General features: G+C 41.7%; 14 protein-coding genes. 6 read left to right on the top strand and 8 right to left on the bottom strand.

The features are described from left to right. Positions 1-3: 3 nt before the first annotated feature. The gene (locus Cop2CBH44_RS01735; protein ID WP_044229964.1) at positions 4-2,019 is read right to left on the bottom strand and encodes a TonB-dependent receptor domain-containing protein; all 2,016 of its coding nucleotides are present in this window, start codon (positions 2,017-2,019) and stop codon (positions 4-6) included. Between the two features lie 580 nt (positions 2,020-2,599). Here Cop2CBH44_RS01735 and Cop2CBH44_RS01740 point away from each other — a divergent pair. Beyond that, on the top strand, positions 2,600-3,409 hold the full coding sequence (locus Cop2CBH44_RS01740) for a Fic family protein (protein ID WP_021930748.1): 810 nt from the start codon (positions 2,600-2,602) through the stop codon (positions 3,407-3,409). Between the two features lie 452 nt (positions 3,410-3,861). Here the strand turns inward: Cop2CBH44_RS01740 and Cop2CBH44_RS01745 are convergent, their stop codons facing one another. From Cop2CBH44_RS01745 to mutA, 6 genes are all read right to left on the bottom strand, one after another. Beyond that, positions 3,862-4,779 (bottom strand): hypothetical protein, encoded by a 918-nt coding sequence (locus tag Cop2CBH44_RS01745; protein ID WP_044229962.1) that lies wholly within the window; start codon positions 4,777-4,779, stop codon positions 3,862-3,864. Positions 4,780-4,876: 97 nt separating this feature from the next. After that, positions 4,877-7,198: a translocation and assembly module lipoprotein TamL gene (tamL, locus tag Cop2CBH44_RS01750; protein WP_044229959.1), complete on the bottom strand. Its 2,322-nt coding sequence runs from the start codon at positions 7,196-7,198 to the stop codon at positions 4,877-4,879. Positions 7,199-7,647: 449 nt separating this feature from the next. After that, positions 7,648-8,037, bottom strand: a complete 390-nt coding sequence (locus tag Cop2CBH44_RS01755) for a hypothetical protein (RefSeq protein ID WP_021930745.1) — start codon at positions 8,035-8,037, stop codon at positions 7,648-7,650. A gap of 370 nt (positions 8,038-8,407) precedes the next feature. Next, the gene (locus Cop2CBH44_RS01760; protein ID WP_200755426.1) at positions 8,408-10,657 is read right to left on the bottom strand and encodes a BACON domain-containing protein; all 2,250 of its coding nucleotides are present in this window, start codon (positions 10,655-10,657) and stop codon (positions 8,408-8,410) included. Positions 10,658-11,349: 692 nt separating this feature from the next. After that, positions 11,350-13,491: a methylmalonyl-CoA mutase gene (scpA, locus tag Cop2CBH44_RS01765; RefSeq protein WP_021930743.1), complete on the bottom strand. Its 2,142-nt coding sequence runs from the start codon at positions 13,489-13,491 to the stop codon at positions 11,350-11,352. Between the two features lie 18 nt (positions 13,492-13,509). After that, positions 13,510-15,375, bottom strand: coding sequence for a methylmalonyl-CoA mutase small subunit (mutA, locus tag Cop2CBH44_RS01770; RefSeq protein ID WP_200755427.1), 1,866 nt, complete (start codon positions 15,373-15,375; stop codon positions 13,510-13,512). 523 nt (positions 15,376-15,898) lie between these two features. Here mutA and Cop2CBH44_RS01775 point away from each other — a divergent pair. The 5 genes from Cop2CBH44_RS01775 (at position 15,899) to Cop2CBH44_RS01795 (ending at position 20,567) form a co-directional block, all read left to right on the top strand. Continuing rightward, positions 15,899-16,597 carry a hypothetical protein gene (locus tag Cop2CBH44_RS01775; RefSeq protein ID WP_021930741.1) on the top strand — a complete coding sequence of 233 codons (699 nt, stop codon included), beginning with the start codon at positions 15,899-15,901 and terminating at the stop codon, positions 16,595-16,597. Between the two features lie 12 nt (positions 16,598-16,609). Then, a complete protein-coding gene (locus Cop2CBH44_RS01780; RefSeq protein WP_021930740.1) occupies positions 16,610-16,957 on the top strand; it encodes a P-II family nitrogen regulator in 348 nt (115 codons plus the stop codon). Positions 16,958-17,150: 193 nt separating this feature from the next. Then, positions 17,151-18,431: an ammonium transporter gene (locus Cop2CBH44_RS01785; RefSeq protein ID WP_246469200.1), complete on the top strand. Its 1,281-nt coding sequence runs from the start codon at positions 17,151-17,153 to the stop codon at positions 18,429-18,431. A 152-nt stretch (positions 18,432-18,583) separates the two neighbouring features. After that, positions 18,584-19,372 carry a UDP-2,3-diacylglucosamine diphosphatase gene (locus Cop2CBH44_RS01790; RefSeq protein WP_021930738.1) on the top strand — a complete coding sequence of 263 codons (789 nt, stop codon included), beginning with the start codon at positions 18,584-18,586 and terminating at the stop codon, positions 19,370-19,372. Between the two features lie 73 nt (positions 19,373-19,445). Further along, positions 19,446-20,567: a glycosyltransferase family protein gene (locus Cop2CBH44_RS01795; RefSeq protein ID WP_200755428.1), complete on the top strand. Its 1,122-nt coding sequence runs from the start codon at positions 19,446-19,448 to the stop codon at positions 20,565-20,567. 512 nt (positions 20,568-21,079) lie between these two features. Here the strand turns inward: Cop2CBH44_RS01795 and Cop2CBH44_RS01800 are convergent. Then, positions 21,080-21,622 carry a recombinase family protein gene (locus tag Cop2CBH44_RS01800; RefSeq protein ID WP_021930736.1) on the bottom strand — a complete coding sequence of 181 codons (543 nt, stop codon included), beginning with the start codon at positions 21,620-21,622 and terminating at the stop codon, positions 21,080-21,082. Between the last annotated feature and the right edge of the window lie 457 nt (positions 21,623-22,079).

Below are 22,079 nucleotides of genomic sequence, written 5' to 3' on the forward strand. Positions count from 1 at the left end.
GTTCTATTTAGAGTGAAAATTCCAAGCAAAACCCAACCACACAATACGGGAATCTCTGGTTTTGACATTTTTCTGATACAGGTCAGGTGTATCTATGACAATCGTTTCCCGAGCCGAGTTGAGCCAGTCGGTAACGGATAGGCTTACCTCTCCCCGGCGGGCGAATACCTGTTGGGTGATACCCGTATCTATGCGGTAGTGCGATTTGATACAACCCTGTACCGTCATAATGTCGGAGTACCATAATCCGGTGCATTGCAGAAGCGTATTGGGAGACAATTTTACATCAGCAGTCCCACGTATACTCTGAGCCCAATCCTTTTTTATCCCGCCCCGTTTGTCCGCCTGTATTTCGTCATGATACACATTCCCCGCTATATTCAAGTCGAACCATGACAGAGGAGATATACGTAGCGAAAGGTCGAACCCTGCCGTATTCGTATCGAATATATTTACAATACCTATCGTTTTAGAGTCGGCATTCTCCTGTATGATTTCGGCGATGCCATTATCCCGATGACGGTAGTAAAGTGAAGGTACGATACTGATAATCGGATGCCTGAACTCATACGAAAGAGATAAATTATCGATAAATTCAGGTTTTACATCAGGATTTCCGACCACATTATATGTCTCATCCTCAGCCGAAGGAATAGGAGTAGGATTCAGTTGGGAAAACACAGGCCTGTTGACACGTCTTCCGTAGTCGATAGAGACGCTGTTGCTGCCGTTGATGCGATAAGAAAGAGACGCAAATGGCAACAGATACCAGTCAGTCCGGGACTTGTTTCCCGCCTCTGATAGCGACAGATGACGATGATAATACTCTCCTCGTAGACCTGCACGTGCTTCCCAGTCGGTACGGTTTATTTCATATTGTACATACAGGGATTGTATGTTTTGGCAAAAATCGGTGTTGTAAGCCAATATAGAAGGGCGGGGGAGGCGATTATCTTTGTTATATTCATTATCTGCACTCTGCCAGCGTCCGTTATATCCGGCTTTCAGTACCTGCCCGTCAGTCAACGGCTGTAGATAAGACAGATTGGCATCATATTCATCGACCGATTGGTCTATGGTATGAGTAAACATCAAAGCATGGGGAGCAGTGGAAATTCGGGTATTCTGATTGTCCTCCCGATATACTGATTTACGATACGTACCCTCGATTTTGATTCGTCCTTTCAGAGAAAAAGTATGCTCGTAAAATAAAGACCCGCTTCCGTCCTTTTGAGACTGTTCGTTATCCCGTCTTACCTGAGCTTTCGGGTTGATGATATTTCCTATACGGTCGAAGTTCAGATAGAAAAACGAAGCCTCGCCACCCAGGCGGTTCGCAGAATTGATGCTATAATTTACACCGATATGGCTCGTTACAGTTTGAGGTCTTGCTTTTGCCGTATTATCCAGTAATAAATTACCGTCCCTGTCATACCTTTTAAAAGCCCGTTGGCGCATTTCTTTCTTGTAAGCCGCATTAGCGTTCACCGACACTTTGCCGAAAGAAGCCCCCCACGTACCACCGGCACTGTACCGGTCATTGTTGGCGACATCGGCATGCACTGAACCCGACATTTTGCCATTATAACTCTGTTTGAGTATGATGTCTATGATACCCGCACTTCCATCAGAGAGCCGGGTCGCATCCGGAATATAATTTACCTCTATCCGTTCTATAGCTGAAGCTGGATATTGGATGAGCACTTCGCTCCGGTAGTCGCCCAGCAGAGCAGTCGGTTTACCGTTGATGAGAATCGTCATTTTGTCTGAGCCCCGTAACCGTACATTACCCTCAAGGTCGGTCTCGAAAGAAGGAATCAGCTCAAGGATATTATTGAGCACACTCTGGTTAGGAGCAATGAGTACGTCAGACGGGATGATACACTTTGTCCCTGTACCTTTTCCGGTAATCTCTATCTCCCGGATATTTTTTTGTATATATATAGAATCGTTGGCATATAACTCAGCAGAGAAAAACAATACCGTAATAAAAAAAGCTGATAAGAGTTTTCGAGCCATTCAAAAATTATCTTTTGATTTCAAAACGTGCAAAGATAGGAAGAAAAAATGAAAGTATAGGCAAGTAAGCGCAAAGAGCCGGTTTAAATTTTGCTTAGGTCTGTTTGGGAATTTCTTTAGAGGCAGTTTTTGTTTTATCTTACTTCTGGGAGAGGACACCGAAATTACATTTTTCCCTTTGGAAAGGAGATTAAAAGATATGTTACAGTGAGATATGTGGTTTAAATAAGTGTGGGCGAGATACTGCCAGCAATATTATCGGAGAATTTGAGCAGGCTCTAAAGAATATATCTGTTATCCATGTGACTCGGACAGAAATAAATTAGAGGAAAGAAGTTCCAGTATTCTTATTGAAAACCCGATAACAGATATTTTGTTGAGAAGGAAGGAGCTGAAGTTATATATAAAATAATGAATAAATAGTTTATTATTAAATATTTATATTTATTCTTTTTAAGAAAAAGTCCTCAAATGGTTTTCAATCATCTTGAAATAAATCGTTCTGAGGTCAAAAACATTTCATTTTGCTTTGCAAGAATACAAAATCAGCGTATTTTTGAGAAAGTAATATGGTTTGATAATGGAAACAGATATTTGGCAGGAAATAGAACAACTATACCGAAAGTTTCAAAAATTGGGTATTAGTGAGGCGGTAGACTATGAAAAATATTACCTCTATTCGCTCATTACCCATTCCACGGCTATCGAAGGTTCTACACTTACCGAAATAGATAACCAATTGCTGTTTGATGAAGGAGTGACTGCCAAAGGAAAACCGTTAGTTCATCATCTGATGAATGAAGATTTGAAAAGAGCATACGAACTTGCCAAGAAAGAAGCGCAACACAATGTACCGGTCACTCCGATATTTTTGCAAGGTTTGAATGCAACCTTAATGTGTACTACGGGAAATGTGCATAGTGTAATGGCCGGTTCCTTCGATTCTTCCAAAGGGGAATATCGTTTGTGCGGTGTTACGGCCGGTATCGGTGGACGTTCCTATATAAGTTATCAGAAAGTGCCCGCCAAAGTAGAAGAACTGTGTACCATTTTGCAGGGCCAACAAAAGTTGGCAGTAACATTTCGGGAACAGTACGAATTAAGCTTCAATGCACACCTCAATTTGGTAACTATCCATCCGTGGGTGGATGGTAATGGCAGGACAGCCCGTTTGTTGATGAATTATATCCAGTTCTGCTATCATCTTTTTCCTACGAAAATATTCAAGGAAGAGCGGGAAGAGTATATCCTATCCTTACGGCAGTCTCAGGAAGAAGAAACCAATCGGCCATTCTTGGACTTCATGGCAAAACAACTGAAAAAATCGCTTGCTTTGGAAATAGAGCGATTCGAGGCTTCTCAGAAAAAAGGACTCAACTTTATGTTTTAAAGATAAAAAGATTGTGATATGTGTAAGGCCGAATATCATTATGCCTATGATGAGAACGAGAGAATTATAGATATTCTTAATGTAACTTCTTAATATATAATTAAAGATAGTTTCTTGTTTTATCTCCCTTCTGGGAGAGGACACCGAAATTACATTTTCTCCTTTGCAGAGGGGATTAAAAGATATGTTACAGTGAGATATGTGGCTTAAACAGTCCTGTGCGAGGTGCTGCCGAGTAATCCTGACATATTATCATTTTATCGGAGAATTTGAGCAGGCTCTAATGAGATGTGGATAGTAAAATTGTCATTATAAAGTTTCCTAAATTGGAAACTATTGGTTGTTTTTGTATTGAAGGAGGTCTTTATGGATATTGAAATTAATAAAATAGGCACATTGATTTGGAAATCAAGAGTGCGTAGAGGGATGATTCAGGAAGAACCTGTTCAAAATTAGTAATAGCTGATTTCCCTTTGTGCCGATGCCGTAGGGATATTGTCGGTATCGATACTTTTAAATATCCAGTTGTTATGCTTGTCGTAACGGTATTTCATTACAGTCGTTTCCGTAGAACCTCCAGGCAGTATGCGGGTTTCTTTCACCGGATTTTCCCACGCATCATATTCCGTACGGGTAAAGACTGTATACCCCGGATAATATTCCCTCATTTCAGATGAGAGCATACTTCCGTCCGTACGATAAGTAATACGATATCTTTTGTTTATTTCTCCGGTAGGTCCTGCCTGGTCGTATCCCATAGGTTGGCCGTTCGGGTAATATTGGAACCGTACGAACGATTTCAGACGATTGCGCCCGTCATAGAATATTTTTACCGAATCTTGTCCCTGACAATTATAGAAAAGCTTTTCCTTTTCCACCGGTATACTGAAAGAGTTGTTCTTGACGATATCCGAAACTTCGCCCTTTGCATTATAACTGTAATATATTTGCTCTTTAGGGTAAAATGCTCCCCGATATACGACAGCCGATGTTTTTTGTCCGGCTTTATTATAATAATAAACCACTCGTGTAACCAGATTGCCATACATATCCAGGTAATCGGTTTCGGCCAATCGATGGCTGGGCAAAAATTGGAAAGAGACCGAACCGATGAGGGTACTGTCCCGACTGTACATTTTTTTCCCGATTCGTTGGCCGTCGCGTCCATATTTTACGACTGTAATATAACTCTCTTGTGCCGATGCATCACGCTTTTGAGGAGCGGAAAACAAGAAGGTAGTATGTACGGCAGCCACAGGGCCGTATAACCCCGATGCCGATTCGGTAGCCGGTTCCGTATCTGTGTCTGCTATAGAGTTTTGTCCTGTACACGGTAAGGCAAACAGGAGCAATAAAGGTAAATATTTCATATCAATTGAGATTCCGTTTACATACCAACAAACGTTCGGTCATGAATGTTTACAGGAAACAAAAGATAATTGAAAAAATGTACCTCTGAAAATACCCTTAGAAAGGATAACCTACGGCAAAATGGAAAGTAGCGTCACGGCTGAAACGGGGCTTGATGAGCACCCATTGTTTGCTGTCAGGCATGCCCGGGTCGAAAGCCTTCATACCCAAGTCGAAACGGAGCAGGAAGTAATTGAAGTCAAATCGTATACCAAGGCCGTATGCCAAGGCTATTTCTTTGTAAAATGAGTTTATCTTGAACTGGCCTCCCGGCTGGCTCTCGTAGTTTTTTATCGTCCATATATTTCCGGCGTCGATAAAAGCTGCCATTTCGAGTTTCCAGATAAGCTTGCTTCGGTATTCGGCATTGAGGTCGAGCCGTATATCTCCACATTGGTTCATAAAATCGATGGTCTGGTTTATCCCTTTATAGCGGCCCGGGCCGAGAGTCCGCACCGACCATCCTCTCACGCTGTTAGCCCCACCGGAAAAATAACGTTTCTCGAAAGGCAGTATTTCGGAGTTTCCATACGGTATCTCTATACCTGCACCGGCATGCAGCGCCAGGGAATTACGCTCATTGAACACAAATGTATAAGCATAGTCCATATCGAATTTGGCATACTGGGCATAACGGATACCCAGTATCGAATACTCTCCGTACTCACCCTGTTTCATTTTAGTAAGTTTGGATATACCATAGAGCACATTACCGGCAATCTCCCCCGCAACACGCAACGTATAAATATTGTGGTTGCTCTTTACGACAGGGTTCAGGTTGGAACGGTAAAATACATATGACGAGCGCATGATAAAGTGGTTCTCGTAGCTGTTTCTCAACAGAGGATTATCCGATGGCAGATTATTCAGAAAATCGTTCGATGTCTTAGGCAGGTATATATAACTGATATCTACCAAATCGAGGTGATGCCGGTAAATATTTTGGTGAGTGTACCACTTGTAGTTCCATCCGCCACCGGCGATGACCCGGGTATATTCCGGCCGACGCTGATAATTGATATTTACGGCAAATTCTGTCGTAGCACGTAACCTCTTACGTACCGACGACTGGATAAATGGAAACAGGAATTCAGGCAAAGTGATACCCATTTCGCCACCGAGTTCGGTATAGTTGTCATTGATGATTCCGCTCAGGTTGCCCGACATACTCTCGTATGCCGCCCTGAATTTGGTCGTGAGAGTCTGCGCCCCTCTGAAGATGTTGCGGTGTTGGTGAGTAAGCCCCAAAGCAAAACCCAAGTCACCCGCGGAGTTTGTTCCCTCCACATCGACCGATATAGTTTGTCCTTTACCTTCGGTCAGCAATATATAGCAGTTGAGCATGTCCTGCTCTCCAATCTTCACCGGAACAAATCGGATATTTACATATTTCAATATTTTTAACCGTCCGAAAGCCGCATAAGTACGGTCTACATCCCGGTTGTTGAAGAGAGCCCCCGGTTGTAAAAAACAGTTATTGATGAGAACCTCTTTTTTCAAATACTGTTTGTCCCCGTACAATATATAATAGCCCTTGTATTCTACCGTATCCTTTACATTGAAACGTTTGTCCTGTTCCAGACTCATCGGGTTATAGTTCGTTACGAAATAGACATCATTGATAAGATATATATCGTGTTTGCGGTAAATCAGTTCATTATTTTTATTTTCTACCGGTATCGGCATCAAGTTCAATTCCAGTTCCACACCGTTATTCCTTAAAGAAGTATCGGCCGTGTAAGTAATATATTCTTTGTTGAACGCATAGTAACCGTTGTTTCTCAGCAGATTGGAAATGCGTTGCCGTTCCTCCTCCAGGACATTTCGGTCGAATAGTATGCCCGGTTTCAATAACAAAGAAGCCGTATCTTTCATGATGATTTTTTCGATATCGGTATTCGGTATGTTATAAGATATGTTTTCAATGTGATAAGGCTTATTGGTCGTTACTTTATAACGTACCTTCATCTTCTTTTTGTGAGCGATAGTATCTACATTTACTACGGCATTGATATATCCTTTGTTGTTCAGTGCCTTCCTTATTTCATTTTGGGATTTTATCGTCAGGGTACTGTCGTAGATAACGGGTGGAGTACCTATTTTCCGTAACCAGCGGTTGAACCATTTGCTTGTATCCTGGCCTGACAAGTTATAGAAAAACAACGGGAGTCCTATGATACCGAAAGTCTTATGGTTGGGCTCCTGTTTTATATAAGGCTTGAGTTCTCCGGCTTTGACGGCACTATTGTCCGTCGTCACGCTTACCCGGTTTAGCAAATATTGATTGGGACCCACATGACGAGTCGTGCTGCATGAAGCCAATACAGTAACAACAAGACATATTAATATATAATTATATTTTTTCCCAGACAATCTCATATCCGAGCACCATCATGTGCCGTAACTTTTTATTCTGACATGCAAACGTACTCAATTAATAGCTGATTTACAAGAATGGGGATGAAGAACGTCGTTAATTTTTGTATTTTATATTTTTATCGGTGTGACACAACCGATTGAGGAATAAACTTTTAGCGGTTTATTTGAGAGACAATAGTAATGATTTGGCAATTATTTGAATTTCAGTTATTTATGGTGCTATATTGTCAAATAACCCTTTCATTTGTAAATATATTATGCCCTCCGAAAGTTCGAATTATCAGCAACAGTTTTATAAAATAAAAGAAAACCATTCGTTTCTTTCACGGGTTATACCGTCGGTGGGCGTTGTATGGTTTACAATTCCCCCAATTTCTCCCCGTCGGTATATTGGGTTACATCCGGTTTGCCGTCCCTTGTCCATTCCATAGGGCGAGAGCCATTTGGCTTTATGTTCCGATATGCCACAATCCAATTTTAATCAGAACAATACATTCCATTGCGACTATCATGATGAGGAAACCCCATACCACAAGCAAGCGACGTCCCCAATTCCTTTTATTCTTGTATCGTAATCTTATCGACTCTTTGCGCCTTGGATTATATCTGATGCGACAAAATATAAATGGAATAATAAGAAGAAAAACAGTTCCTGCTATTTGTATTACAGCAGGTATTCTCAACCTGTTTATAATAGATGACAAGGGAAGAAAAAGAGTGCAATACCAACACATGGCAATCAGCATATTCCCATCACCCGGACTTTTTTCTTGCCGGTAAAACCGCTCTCCGATGTACCATACATAATCAATTAGGAATACATTAAGTCTGAGTTTCATGTCGTTTTGATAAGGTATTGTGCTCGTACATTTTAATATGATGATGTCCGGTAACTAACCGGACTTTTTCGAGGAGGTCTGACTACTTCTCCTGCTTGTCGCTGAATCCCCGAAAGGTGGTAGAGGTTCTCCAACCATAGCATTTCACGGAAACAGGGAAGCCTTGCAGCTTCCCTTGTGATTATTGTTTTTCAGAAACAATATATAGATACATGGATAACTAAATGATTGCAGGGCAGGCAGTTTTTACCATATCTTCCAATTTGTGCGATACGGTTTCCATATCTTGGGTTTTGGTTGGTAAAAACTTGAATAAACCATACTGGAGCCGTCAGACATCTTCAGAATCTGTTGTTATTGGATAGATGATTTAAGACTGCCTTCTGAATGTGATTTTTTCATAACTGCTACTATCTTTATATTCCAGAATCATATAATCATCATCTGTCAGGGTAATGGTATAGGTGCTCAATTCTCCGCTGTCCGAGTCGATTTCCGTATACTTACCCGTAGTTTCATCGTACGTATATGTCCCATTTTCCGGTGATTTCCCCATATCTATCCAGTCCGAGTCATAAAAATGATATATCCCGTTATCATAGAATATATAAGTCATTTTTTGCTCGGCAGTCTCGTCGTCCCATTTGTCTGTGACTATACCGTTTTCTTTTATATACCCTTCATCCCTGATAGCCAGCCATTCACCTATTATAGATTTTTCTACTTTTATTTTGGGAGTATAGGTAACTTGGGATATAGTGTTCCCCTCCGAGTCTAAAATCATGGCGGTAAGTTTATCCCCTTTCTTTTCAGGAACCCATTGTACGTTGACTCTGCCCTGAGTATCTGAGAGAGCATATTGGCGAGTTATGCTACCGCCGCTCTGTACAAATTTTACTACGGCAGCCCAGCAAGCATCTTCCTGTCCCAGTTTCTCATCTGTGACTTTAAATGCGACATCCAGAGGATTCGTTTTCAAGTCTTTCAGATTATATTCCAAGTCATCCGAAGGTGAAGTTTTCGCGATTTTGCAAGGTGACTTTACCAAAGTTGTCTCATTTAAGGATTTTGTAGGTAAATATTTTTCCCATGTCAACCCAGCAAATCCCAAGGAAAGGCCCATATTCAAGTTCAGACCCGAATAGAGCCTGTTTGTCCACCCGCAAGTACTCTCCGTACCGAATAGCTCCTGAGAAAATCCTCCTTTAAAATCATCCGCAAGATAAAAGCAAGGGTCTATAATCGGACCGACGAAATCATACAATTTCACTTTTATATGAGGGTATACCGAAGTGTAGATTGAATATTCCGCATTTCCGCTTATCGTAGGCTTATAAACCTCGAAATTCGGGTCGAACGTGTGTATCGGTGTAAAGTTAGAATCACCTGTTCTGTATCGCATGCCCACGGATACCTGTGGTTCGAATCGGAAACCGGCCGTCATTTCAACTTTGGCGCTGGCTTCCATAAGACATTCCATCATAATATCCGACTCCAAAGTTATAGAAAAAGGTATAGGAGTCATCGGAGGAGTAAAAAAGAAAACCCTTTTAGGCAATGGTAGCAATTTGATAGGATCTTCATCATACTTTATTCCTGTTTCAGCGATATATTTCAATAACAAATCCATACCCATGGACCCGTCGAATGTTATTTCAAATTCTTCCATTGTACCTTTGGGAGCATCGGCACCCGGCACATCACCTGTCACTGTACTGTTGAATTTTATGTACACGTTGACTCCCAGTCCGCTGCTGACCAGGCATTTTTCCCATTGGAGGCCTTTCCACAAGGTCTTTCCTGCAAAAGATTGGCTGTAATTGAAAAAGGGAATATTTATCGAGCCCTTTGTCGCAGCATTGTTTACATCGTAGATGACCTGATAGCTCCCGTCCGGATTTTGTTGTATGATTTTAGATGGGCGTAACACATCCTTCCGGTTCGGTATTGCCGTTAAAAGTCCCCCTTTGGTCAAGCCAGATTGGGATGATGGGTCAGTCGATAATTTGAGACTCTGGTCTATGAATACATCGGTCATATTGCCCTGTGAGGTTTGCAACGTTGCAGTATTTCCATTGACAGTGTGCCTCTGAATTCTTCGGATAAAACAGCCGGTATCATTTTGCAGTACGATGACCGATTTGTTGTCGATAAAAGAAGGCATTTTCCCATCAAAGTCCAGTACCACTTTTCCGCCTTTTAGGTCCAGATGGGTGATGGTCGTCGTTGACCAGTCCACAGGGACGTAATCGGTTATTCCCCATTGTTCTATCGTCAGTGTATCGGCCGTTTGCCCATCGATGCTTTTGATTACGATTTGTGTGCTGCGGCTGTCATACGAATCATTACGGGCGATACTCAACGTTAAGATTTGTTGTTCATCGGAAGCTGTGCCCGACAAAGGCGAGACATCTATCCAGTCTGAACTGTTGCTGACTTCCCAGTCTATATTTGCAGACAATGCGATTTCCTCTGTCGATTCTAAGTACAATACGCTTAGTCTCTCTTGAGACAGTGTTATAGATTTATCTTGTGGAAGGTCATTATCATTGTTATCATCATCACAACTGACCGAAAATATCAAAATAAAACAAATAAAAAAAGAATAAATATTTTTCATGCCTCATTACCTTTAATAATGCCTGCAAATATACATATTCGTTGTGCAAAAATTTCATGATATCTATAATATAAATATATAAAATTTATCCGGTCCCGGCCTGAATTTTATTCGGCTTACGACAAAAATTATTTTATTATAGCTCTACAATTACCCTCAATGCATATTTTGTTTTCTGAAGGCAGATAAGAGGGGGATAATATCTTCGTTACGAGTTGGACGAAAATAATGGTTCTTCGAAAAAAGACATGTATTGTCGGATGACTTTTGATAGACGTAAAAGTGCCCCAAAGTTCTGTTTTTCATTTTTTAATCTATACTTTATAAATCTACAAAGAAATATTATTTGGAAAAACGTAGAGACTGATTAAATTTTTCTTAAGGCAGCTTTTAGAATATCTTTTAAGGATATTTTCTATTTGCATGAAGATGTGATAACAAGCTATTTGACAAAAGCCTTTCCATATGTATACTCCCTGTCTCGGAAGAAAAAGAAACCGCAATCCCCGTCTTCGGAGAGGGGGCAGGGATATGTTACGTTTGTGTACAGCTGCTTAACGCCAATAATACTTTTCCTATCGGGAGATGAGGATAATTTCATACCTTTTATTCCTAAACGGAAAGGAAACAATAAGGGAGCTATCCAAAAAGTCGAATAGCCCCCTTTTCTGTTACTGTTTGAGAAAACTTTTTTATTCGTCGAGTAAGATTTCCAGTATCTGGCATGCCGATTTGGCAACCGATGTTCCCGGGCCGAAAATAGCAGCCACTCCGGCCTTATATAAGAAATCATAATCCTGGGCCGGAATCACACCGCCGGCAATGACGATAATATCCTCACGTCCGAGTTTCTTCAACTCTTCGAAGACCTGAGGTATCAGAGTCTTGTGTCCGGCTGCCAAGGATGAAACACCCATGACATGGACGTCGTTTTCGACGGCCTGACGGGCAGCTTCAGCCGGCGTCTGGAACAAAGGTCCCATATCGACGTCGAAACCGCAATCGGCATAGCCCGTTGCAACCACTTTTGCACCGCGGTCGTGCCCGTCCTGTCCCATTTTAGCAATCATGATACGGGGTTGACGACCCTCTTTTTTCGCAAACTTTTCGGCCAGTTCGGTAGCACGTATAAAGTCCGCATCTCGTTTTGTTTCTGATGAATACACGCCTGATATAGTTCTAATGATAGCTTTATAACGGCCTACGACAACTTCGCAAGCTTCAGAAATTTCACCCAGTGTAGCCCGTACTTTGGCTGCTTTCACCGCCAAGTCGAGCAAGTTGCCTTTTTTCGTTTTCACGCATTCGGTGATAGCTGCCAGAGCCTCTTTTACAGCCGCTTCATCCCGGTGGGCCTTGAGGTCGTTCAGGCGGGCGATTTGCTGTTTACGTACCGATGTATTATCTACTTCAAGAATATCTATCGGGTCTTCATGCGCAAGACGATATTTGTTTACACCCACGATAGTCTGTTTTCCCGAGTCGATACGGGCTTGTGTACGGGCTGCCGCCTCTTCGATACGGAGCTTGGGCAGTCCGGTTTCGATAGCTTTGGCCATGCCGCCTAACTTCTCTATTTCCTGTATATGCTCCCAGGCTTTATGAGCCAGCTCGTTGGTCAGTGACTCTACGTAGTAAGAGCCTGCCCACGGGTCTACCTCTTTGGTGACATACGTCTCTTCCTGAATGTAAATCTGAGTATTACGGGCAATACGGGCCGAGAAGTCCGTAGGCAATGCGATAGCCTCGTCGAGGGCATTCGTATGCAATGATTGCGTATGTCCTTGAGCAGCCCCCATGGCTTCTATACAAGTACGCCCCACATTATTGAAGGGGTCTTGTTCGGTAAGTGACCACCCCGAAGTCTGGGAGTGCGTACGCAGAGCCAGAGATTTCGGATTTTTCGGATTGAATTGCTTTACGATTTTTGCCCATAACATACGAGCAGCACGCATCTTGGCAATCTCCATGAAATAGTTCATGCCGATAGCCCAGAAGAACGACAGCCGCGGAGCAAAAGCATCGATATCCATACCCGCATTCACTCCTGCACGGAGATATTCCAACCCGTCGGCCAATGTATAGGCCAGCTCGATATCGGCGGTAGCTCCGGCCTCCTGCATGTGGTAACCCGATATGGATATGGAGTTGAATTTGGGCATGAACTGGGAAGTGAACTCGAAAATATCCGCAATGATACGCATCGAGAATTCAGGCGGATATATATAAGTATTGCGCACCATGAATTCCTTTAGAATGTCATTCTGGATAGTCCCGGCCATCTCTTCCAGTTTGGCTCCCTGTTCCAGGCCGGCATTGATATAAAAGGCCATGATAGGCAATACGGCACCGTTCATGGTCATGGAGACAGACATCTTGTTCAAAGGTATACCCTCGAACAATACTTTCATATCCTCGAGGCTGCATATAGATACACCCGCCTTACCTACATCTCCTACAACGCGTTCGTGGTCGGCATCATATCCGCGGTGAGTAGCCAGGTCGAAAGCGACAGACAGACCCTTCTGCCCCGAAGCCAGGTTACGACGATAGAAAGCATTCGATTCTTCAGCTGTAGAGAATCCGGCATATTGGCGTATTGTCCAAGGTCTCATGGCATACATTCCGCTGTACGGGCCACGAAGGAACGGAGGGATACCGGCTACATAGTTGAGGTGCTCCATTCCCTCTAGGTCTTCTTTGGTATAAATCGGTTTTACGGGAATCAGCTCAGGAGTCATCCATGTCTCTTGACTCTGACATGATGCTTCGGTGCAACCTTTGGCAGCGAAAGCATCAGAAGTAATATTTATATTTTTAAAATTTGGTCTCATAACTTCGTGCTTTTCTTTTTAAATAGATAACTTGGCATTAAATGCTTGTAATGTTTCCAATACGTTGCTGCGGACGTTGATAAATTGGTCGATACCCTGAGCCTTCAATTTGTCCATACATTCAGGAGCACCCGCAACCACTAAGATAGCTTTGTCCCCGAGAGCCTTTTTAGCTTCAGGAGCCAGTGTTGCGTATTCGTCGTCGCTTGAGCACAATACTACAATATCGGCTTTTGCTTCAAGAGCAGCATCTACACCGGCTTGTACCGTATCGAAGCCTAAATTATCGATGATTTTATATCCTGCACAAGCAAAGAAGTTACTTGAAAATTGAGAACGGGCCAGACGCATAGCCAGATTGCCGATAGTCAGCATAAATACGTTGGGACGTTTGCCCGAACGCTCTGTTGCCAGACGTAATGCCTCGAAATCACTGGCACCTCGGTCAAATTTCAGGGTTGCAAATTCCGGTTCACATGTATGATTATGGTTGCATCCGCATCCGCAAGAATCCTGTTTCTCGATTTTTCCGGCAGCAGTCTCGTTGAAATTCGGATATTGGTTCGAACCCAGTAATATCTCTTTTCTGCGGGCTATGGCAGCATGGCGGGCTACAGAAGAAGCGTTTATCTGGTCTTGTATATAGCCGTCTTTTACTGCTTGGTAAAATCCGCCTTTATCTTCTGTTTCAAGGAACAGTTTCCAAGCCTGTTCTGCAATGGAGATAGTCAGGTTCTCAACATAATAAGAACCTGCGCCCGGGTCTACGATTTTGTCGAAGTGGGACTCTTCTTTCAATAAGAGTTGTTGGTTGCGTGCAATACGCTCAGAGAAGTCGTCCGGTGTCTTGTACGTGATATCGAATGGAGTTACCGTAATAGAATCCACTCCCGACAGTGCAGCCGACATCGTTTCGGTCTGCGAACGTAAAAGATTGACATGAGCATCATACACCGTCATGTTGAATTCTGACGTTTGCGCATGAGTTTTCATTTTGGTAGAGCAGTTGCATTCCGGTTTGTAAGCCGTCACAATCTGGGCCCATAACATACGGGCAGCCCTGAATTTCGCAATTTCCATAAAGTAATTCGAAGAAATACCGAAATTGAATTTGATTTGCTGGGCTGCTTCATCTGCGCTCAATCCTGCTTCGGTCAAGGCCGACAACCACTCATTGCCCCAGGCCAGCGCATACCCCAGTTCTTGAGAGATATATGAGCCGGCATTGTTGAACATGACAGCATCTACCGAGACAACTCTGAATTTAGGCAATAATTCCGATGCCGATTTGATAAGCGATGCGGCTTGCGTCGCATAGTTGGCAAAGTCGCGTCCTCGTTTCAACATCCGTTTGAAAGGGTCATAGTTAAACGAACCTTTAGCCTTAGTCGTATCTACATGTATAGATTTGTAATAAGCCCCTGTGGTTTCGATAAGCTTGGCCGCATTTTTTATACAAGTATGAAAGTTGATTTCGATGTTTTCCACATCGATATCTTTCAGTAAAGCAGCCATATTTTCAGGAGTGATATGAGCCTCTTCGACGTGGAATCCCAGAGAGTTGACACCCTTTGTCAGAATATCGTTTGCCTTTTTGTTAGCGACTGTTACGTCGTCTACGATGATTTCCTGGCGGATGAGCCAGTTATTATCGCTTTTCGTCCCTCGGATATAAGGATATTCGCCCGGACGGGAATCGGTGGTTTTCAGATTTTCCGTATCTTCGGCACGATACATCGGTTTTACATTGAAGCCCTCATTCGTGCGCCACACGAGCTTTTTGTTGAAGTCTGCGCCTTTCAGGTCTGCTGTCACTTTTTCCATCCATTCTTCCGTAGAAACCGGAGGAAACTGGTCGAACAGCTTTTCTTTACAATCTGCCATAGTGTTTTCGTTCTCTTTTTTATTAGTGATTTAAAGTACAACATATCTCCCGTTCTTACGAAAGGAGGTCCTATTCAACCCTTCGCAATTCCATAGATAAACGAAAGATAAACACAAATGTACAATAATACTTTTCAATAAAGAAAATTTTCCATAATAAAAACATCCCTTTCTGCTGGTTTCTCTAATTAATTTTAACGAATGATGTAGATTTTAGACCCATCTTCTTATGTAAAATTTTATGTACAAAAGATTGCTGATAACCTTTTTCTTTTCTCCGGTATAATAAATTGTTACATAAAATATAGTATATATTTCAAAATGACATCTTTTTGGCGAAAATATTTTCATATTTCTTTTATTATTATATATAACAAAACAAAAAGATATATATTTTGATTATATTATTTCATATTGATTATTTTTGCTGTGCATTTATGGCAAAAAGATTTATTATTTAGATATATGTCGACATTATGTTATAAGTATGTTTCTTGATGCTGGTAACTTAAACTTGGAAAAAATGAAAAGACAAAAAGTGATTGTGTGGGTCATATTATCATGGGTTGGTGTATTCTTCTCGGAGGCAAAATCTCAATCAATTACAGTAGGAGCCGATTGTGTAAGCAGTTATATCTGGCGCGGGTCCTATTGTGGATCTGTTAGTATTCAGCCTTCTTTGGGAATAGAGTACAAAGGTTTGACATTCGGAGCATGGGGGTCTACAGATTTGACATCTCCCGATTTGGAATTGGATTTGGCCTTGGGCTATGTATTCAAAGGTTTTGAAGTAGCCATAACCGATTATTATTTTAATGAGGTTGACGGGGTAGAGTATAATTATTTTAAGTATAGAAACGGCAAGACATCCCATACATTCGAGGCCACACTCGGGTATACTTTTAATGAAAAATTTCCTTTGTCCTTGAGTTGGAACACCTATTTTGCCGGAGCAGATGCCTCGTACGACAAGAAACGTTCTTATTCTACCTATGTACAGTTATCTTATCCCTTTAAGCTTTGGAGTATCGATATGGCAGCCGAGGTGGGCATCACTCCTTGGAGAGGAATCTACGCTGATAAGTTTAATGTCGTGGATATATCGATGAAAGGAGAGAAATCCATACCGATAACGCAGTCCTTTTCTTTGCCGTTATTTGCGGGAATTGTATTTAATCCGACGACAGATAAAGCTTATCTGATTGCAGGTGTCTCATTCTAATTTTTGTAAAATATGAAAAAGATTGAAGCTATTATTCGAAAAACCAAATTCGAAGATGTGAAAGAAGCCTTATTGGCTGCTGACATTGAATGGTTTTCTTATTATGATGTCAGAGGTGTAGGAAAGGCTCGGGAAGAACGCATATACCGAGGAGTTATTTATGACACGAGTTGTATAGAGCGTACACTTGTCTCTATCATTGTCCGGGATATTAATGTCGAAAAAACGGTACAGGCTGTACAACTGGCGGCATGGACCGGCGAAGTCGGAGATGGACGTATTTTCATAATACCCATAGACGATGCTGTTCGTATACGTACAGGCGAGCATGGAGATATCGCTCTCTATAATGCCCAATAAAAAAATAGTCAGGTTGTCAATTTTAAGGTGAAGAAGATTAGTTTTTAGGTATCTTTTTTTTAAAGTAAAAGTTATGAAAAGTAAAGATAAGAAAATCCGGAATAGAAGATGTATCTGGATGATGGCAGTATTGAGTATTTTCCCGATGGCTACTCTTCGGGCAGAAGTGCCGGATATGGAAGAAAGTGTCCGTATGACCAATATCATGGAAATGATTGCAGATACGAATGCCTCCATTGACACGGTTTGGATGTTGCTGGCAGCTATGTTGGTATTTTTTATGCAGCCGGGTTTTGCATTAGTCGAAGCCGGATTTACCCGGACCAAAAACACGACTAACATTTTGATGAAAAACTGTATTGATTTTATGTTCGGTTCGATTTTGTTTTGGTTTATCGGTTTCGGATTGATGTTTGGAATCGGAAAATTTGTCGGGACACCGCATTTCTTCGATTTGGAAATTATGGATGAGATTATTGCCAATGGTTTGCCGATAGAAGGGTTCTTGATTTTTCAGACAGTCTTTTGTGCTACATCGGCAACAATTGTTTCCGGGGCAATGGCCGAGCGTACAAAATTTTCTATGTATCTGGTATATACGGTGTTTATCAGCGTGTTTATCTATCCGATTTCCGGGCATTGGACGTGGGGTGGAGGCTGGTTGATGAATGCTGACGAAGGGAGTTTTATGATGACGGCATTTGGCGTTCCGTTTCATGACTTCGCTGGCTCCACAGTGGTGCATCTGGTCGGAGGAACTGTAGCTCTGGTCGGAGCTGCGATTCTTGGTCCACGCATCGGGAAATACGATAAAAATAAAAGATCGAGAGCAATTCCGGGACATAGTCTGACATTAGCCGCATTAGGCGTTTTTATATTATGGTTCGGATGGTTCGGGTTCAATCCCGGCTCTCAATTGGCTGCTGCAGGAATCGAAAACCGGACTGCTATATCACATGTATTTTTGACAACAAATTTAGCCGCATGTGCTGGAGGCCTGTTCGCTTTGTTTACCAGTTGGTTTAAGTACGGAAAACCCTCCTTATCTTTGACATTGAACGGAGTTTTGGCAGGGTTGGTCGGAATTACGGCAGGATGCGATTTGGTCTCGCCTTTCGGATCTGTGGCAATCGGCATTATTTGCGGTGTTGTCATGGTCTATGCTGTCGAATTTATCGACCATGTGTTAAAGATTGATGATCCTGTGGGCGCTTCATCGGTACATGGAGTCTGCGGTTTTTTGGGAACTATTTTGACTGGACTATTTGCTACGGCGGATGGTTGGCTTTATGGAGCCGGACCGAACTTTTTCTTGGCACAGTGTTTTGGCTCTGTCACTGTCGGAGCTTGGGCAGCACTTATGGGGTATATGGTTTTTAAAGGATTAGACAGAATTTATGGAATACGAGTCCCTGCCCGTATCGAAGAAGAAGGACTTGATATTTATGAACATGGAGAGACTGCATATAACTAAATAGCCGATTTTTGGCAAGCAGAGGAGCTGTTTCGGGAGAAATTGCTCCTCTTTTCATAGTTTTGAAATGGATACGACATGAAAACAACATCGGTCTGTCATGCTGAAGCAATATATCCCCCCTTTCTTTGTATCAGTAAAATAGATATACTATGATGAGAACAAAAGTTTCTACCGTTATCCTGTCAGATGTACATATCGGCTCGGAGCATGCCAAAGTCAAAGAACTGACATCGTTTCTTAAAAATGTAGACTGTGACAAACTCATCCTCAACGGGGATATACTGGATGGCTGGAAGTTACAACGCAATCCCTTCGGACGATGGAAAAGAGAATATACCGAGCTGGTAAAAGTTATCATGAAAATGATGGAAAATCACGGTACACAAGTCATCTATGTCCGAGGCAATCATGATAGTTTCCTGGACAGGATATTGCCGTTGACACTCTCCTCGGTTTCATTTGTAAACGATTATATACATTGTTCTCACGGTAAACGATATTATGTGACTCATGGTGATATATTCGACAATATATGCACCAGGATGGTCTGGCTCGCCAAGTTGGGAGATTACGGATATACATTGCTCCTGTGGATGAACAAAATCGTAAATCACTACCGGCAAAAAAACGGCAAGCCCTATTACTCCTTTTCACAATCGATAAAGCATAAAGTAAAGTCGGCCGTATCCTATATTTCCGATTTCGAAAAAGAGTTGGCGACCATTGCTGCAAGCCGCCACTTCGATGGCATTATATGCGGACACATTCATCAGCCGGCAGACCGTTGGTACGGAAATATTCGCTATTTGAACTCAGGAGATTGGGTCGAGTCGTTAAGTGCATTGATAGAGCATACCGATGGTTGTTGGGAAATATGGCGATATGAAGAGTGCCTTCTGAACAATGACTCCGCCGGACAGTGGGTGGTAGCATCATAAAACCCGGACAGGAAAGCGAACAAGGATATATGGTAACTTGTTTTTTGGATATAAGTCAAATGCAAATGACAATATGAAACTATTATTTATAATTCAGGGAGAGGGCAGAGGCCATTTTACACAAGCATTGGTGATGCAAGAATTGGCTCGCAGTAGGGGTGACGAAGTGGTAGCGTGCCTGGTAGGGAAGAGCGAACACCGCCGTTTACCGGAATATTTTCTCTCGAAGATGAAGACTCCTGTGGAATCTTTCGTAAGTCCCAATTTCTTGCCTACAGCGCAGAACAAGCGCCCCAATCTAGTGAAAAGTACATTATATAATCTGCTTCGGTTGCCCCGTTATGTTTCGGGGATGAAGTTTATAAGAGATAAAATACGCGAATACCAACCCGATATAGTCGTCAATTTTTACGAACTGCTCACAGGCCTTACCTATTTCTTTATTTCCCCTCAAGTCCCGATGGTCTGTGTCGGGCATCAATACATGTTTCTGCACCGTAAATTCCGCTTCAAGAAGACTTTTTCCATCCCTATGTTTTCTCTTCGATTTTTCACTCGGATGACCTCTTTAGGAGCCTCTAAGAAACTGGCGTTATCATTCTACCCGATGCCCGATGATTATAAGCGAGGCATTATCGTTGTGCCGCCTCTGTTGAGAAAAGAAGTGATGCAGTTACAGATTGCCGATGGAGACTACATACATGGATATGTACTTAATAGCGGATATATAGAAGAAATAAAAAAATGGCATCAGGCTCATCCCGATATGAAACTCGATTTCTTTTGGGACAAGCGGGATGCGCCCTCTGATATGGCTGTAGACGCTAACCTTTCCCTACACCGTATCGACGATAAAAAGTTCCTTTATTATATGGCAGGATGTAAGGCATACTCGACTACTGCCGGCTTTGAGTCGGTTTGTGAAGCTCTCTATTTGCAGAAACCTGTACTGATGGTACCTGTCCATATAGAACAGGAGTGTAACGCCTTCGACGCGATGAAAGTAGGAGCCGGTATTGTATCCGATACTTTTGACCTGAACAAGCTTCTCGATTACATACCTGATTATAAGAAAAATACAGCCTTCAGAAGATGGGTTGCCAATGCCGATTCATTGATTTTTGCCGAATTGCAGGCACTATACGATACGATGTTGTATCCTGCGAATATACCGTTTTCGTTAAATAATCGGTAATAACTCCCCTGTTTAGCTTTTGTTCGTGTCCGTTTGAGAATATCTTTTATAGTGTCTATTTCCCCTCTTGAGAGGGGATTAAAGGGTGTGTTACGGAGAGGAGTGCGACCAGATTGAGCTGTTGCGGGCAGTTGGTATTAGTGCTGCGAGGCAATATTTGTTAGTCTTTAATAAAAGTTTTTTGATTTGAAGAAGCTGTGTTCGGGCGTAACACACCTCCTGCCCCTCTCCAGAGGGGAGCTTGGGAAGATTTATTGTAAATGAGAGTGTTATAGAGTCTATTTCCCCTCTTGAGAGGGGATTAAGGGGTGTGTTATGGTGAGATGCGTGACTTAAGTAGCTCTGTATGGGATGCTGCCGAGCGATGTAAAATATAACTTGGAACAGGAGTCAATTGGGGTAATTTTTTTGAAGCTGTTTATTCATTTACTATAAAGATAATAGCGGGCTATTTGACGAATGCAAACGGGAAAACAGACCGAAATTACTTTTATCAAAAAATTCAAATAAGCCTATTTGTTATATTTGATATAACGATAGAAAGAACCTTGGTTAAGTTTCAATTGGCGGCATATTTGGGAAATAGACATTTGATTCATCTCATACATATGTTTGGCCAGTTTTATTTTATGAGCCATTTGAGAAGTCATGCCGGAAGGCCGTCCCAGCTTTTTCCCTTCATTTATCGCTTTGTCCAGTCCTTCGGTGATACGTAATCCTGCAATATCTTGTCTGAAGCGGTTCAGGCTCGAAAGCAAATCTATGATTTGGGTATCTTCAGGCGAGATTTGCAGTTTATATTCATCGACCGATTCAAACCCTATCCCTTTCTTCAGTATTTCGCAGATGATGGATAACAAATCTTTCATCCCTGTGCAGATATGAGCTAAGGAACAGACCACAATCGTGTCACCCTTTTCTAATTGCGGTAATACCAGAGAAAGATTGCGTTCCAAAAAAATAGAATCAGAAGGTACTCCGTGCTGGTTTAGCTTTTTTATTTCCTGTTGCAGTTGCTCAGCATTCTTTGACACCCTGATGAAGCCCTTTTTCATAATATGATATATTAAAATTCCTGTTTATATATTTTGGGTTAATGTGAATATCCGTTTTTTTTAATAGTAAAAAATAAATCCTTAATATATAAATAAAAATTACCTATTTTCTTTCTAATCGGAAAGCCGGATTGTTTTTTTATAAAGATATGATATTATTATATTGACAGAGTTCGAAATCAAAGATAATTTCCTTGTACTAAAATATATGAATGATAAGCAGTACGACAATATAAATATTTCGGTATTCTCATATTATTGCCCTATTCCGTTTGTTAAGAATATATTAGTTTTATTTTTATGTATGATTTCGCAGGTAAAGATATAAAATATTTGTGACGCAATATATCAGAGGATAAAATATTTTGGTTATTTCGAAATTAAATCGTTTATTAAAAATATAAATTGAACGGAGAAATATTAAATATCAGTTAGAATTTTATTCCCTTATAAAAGA

The organism is Coprobacter secundus subsp. similis, assembly GCF_015097275.1.
Classification (GTDB): Bacteria; Bacteroidota; Bacteroidia; order Bacteroidales; family Coprobacteraceae; genus Coprobacter; species Coprobacter secundus.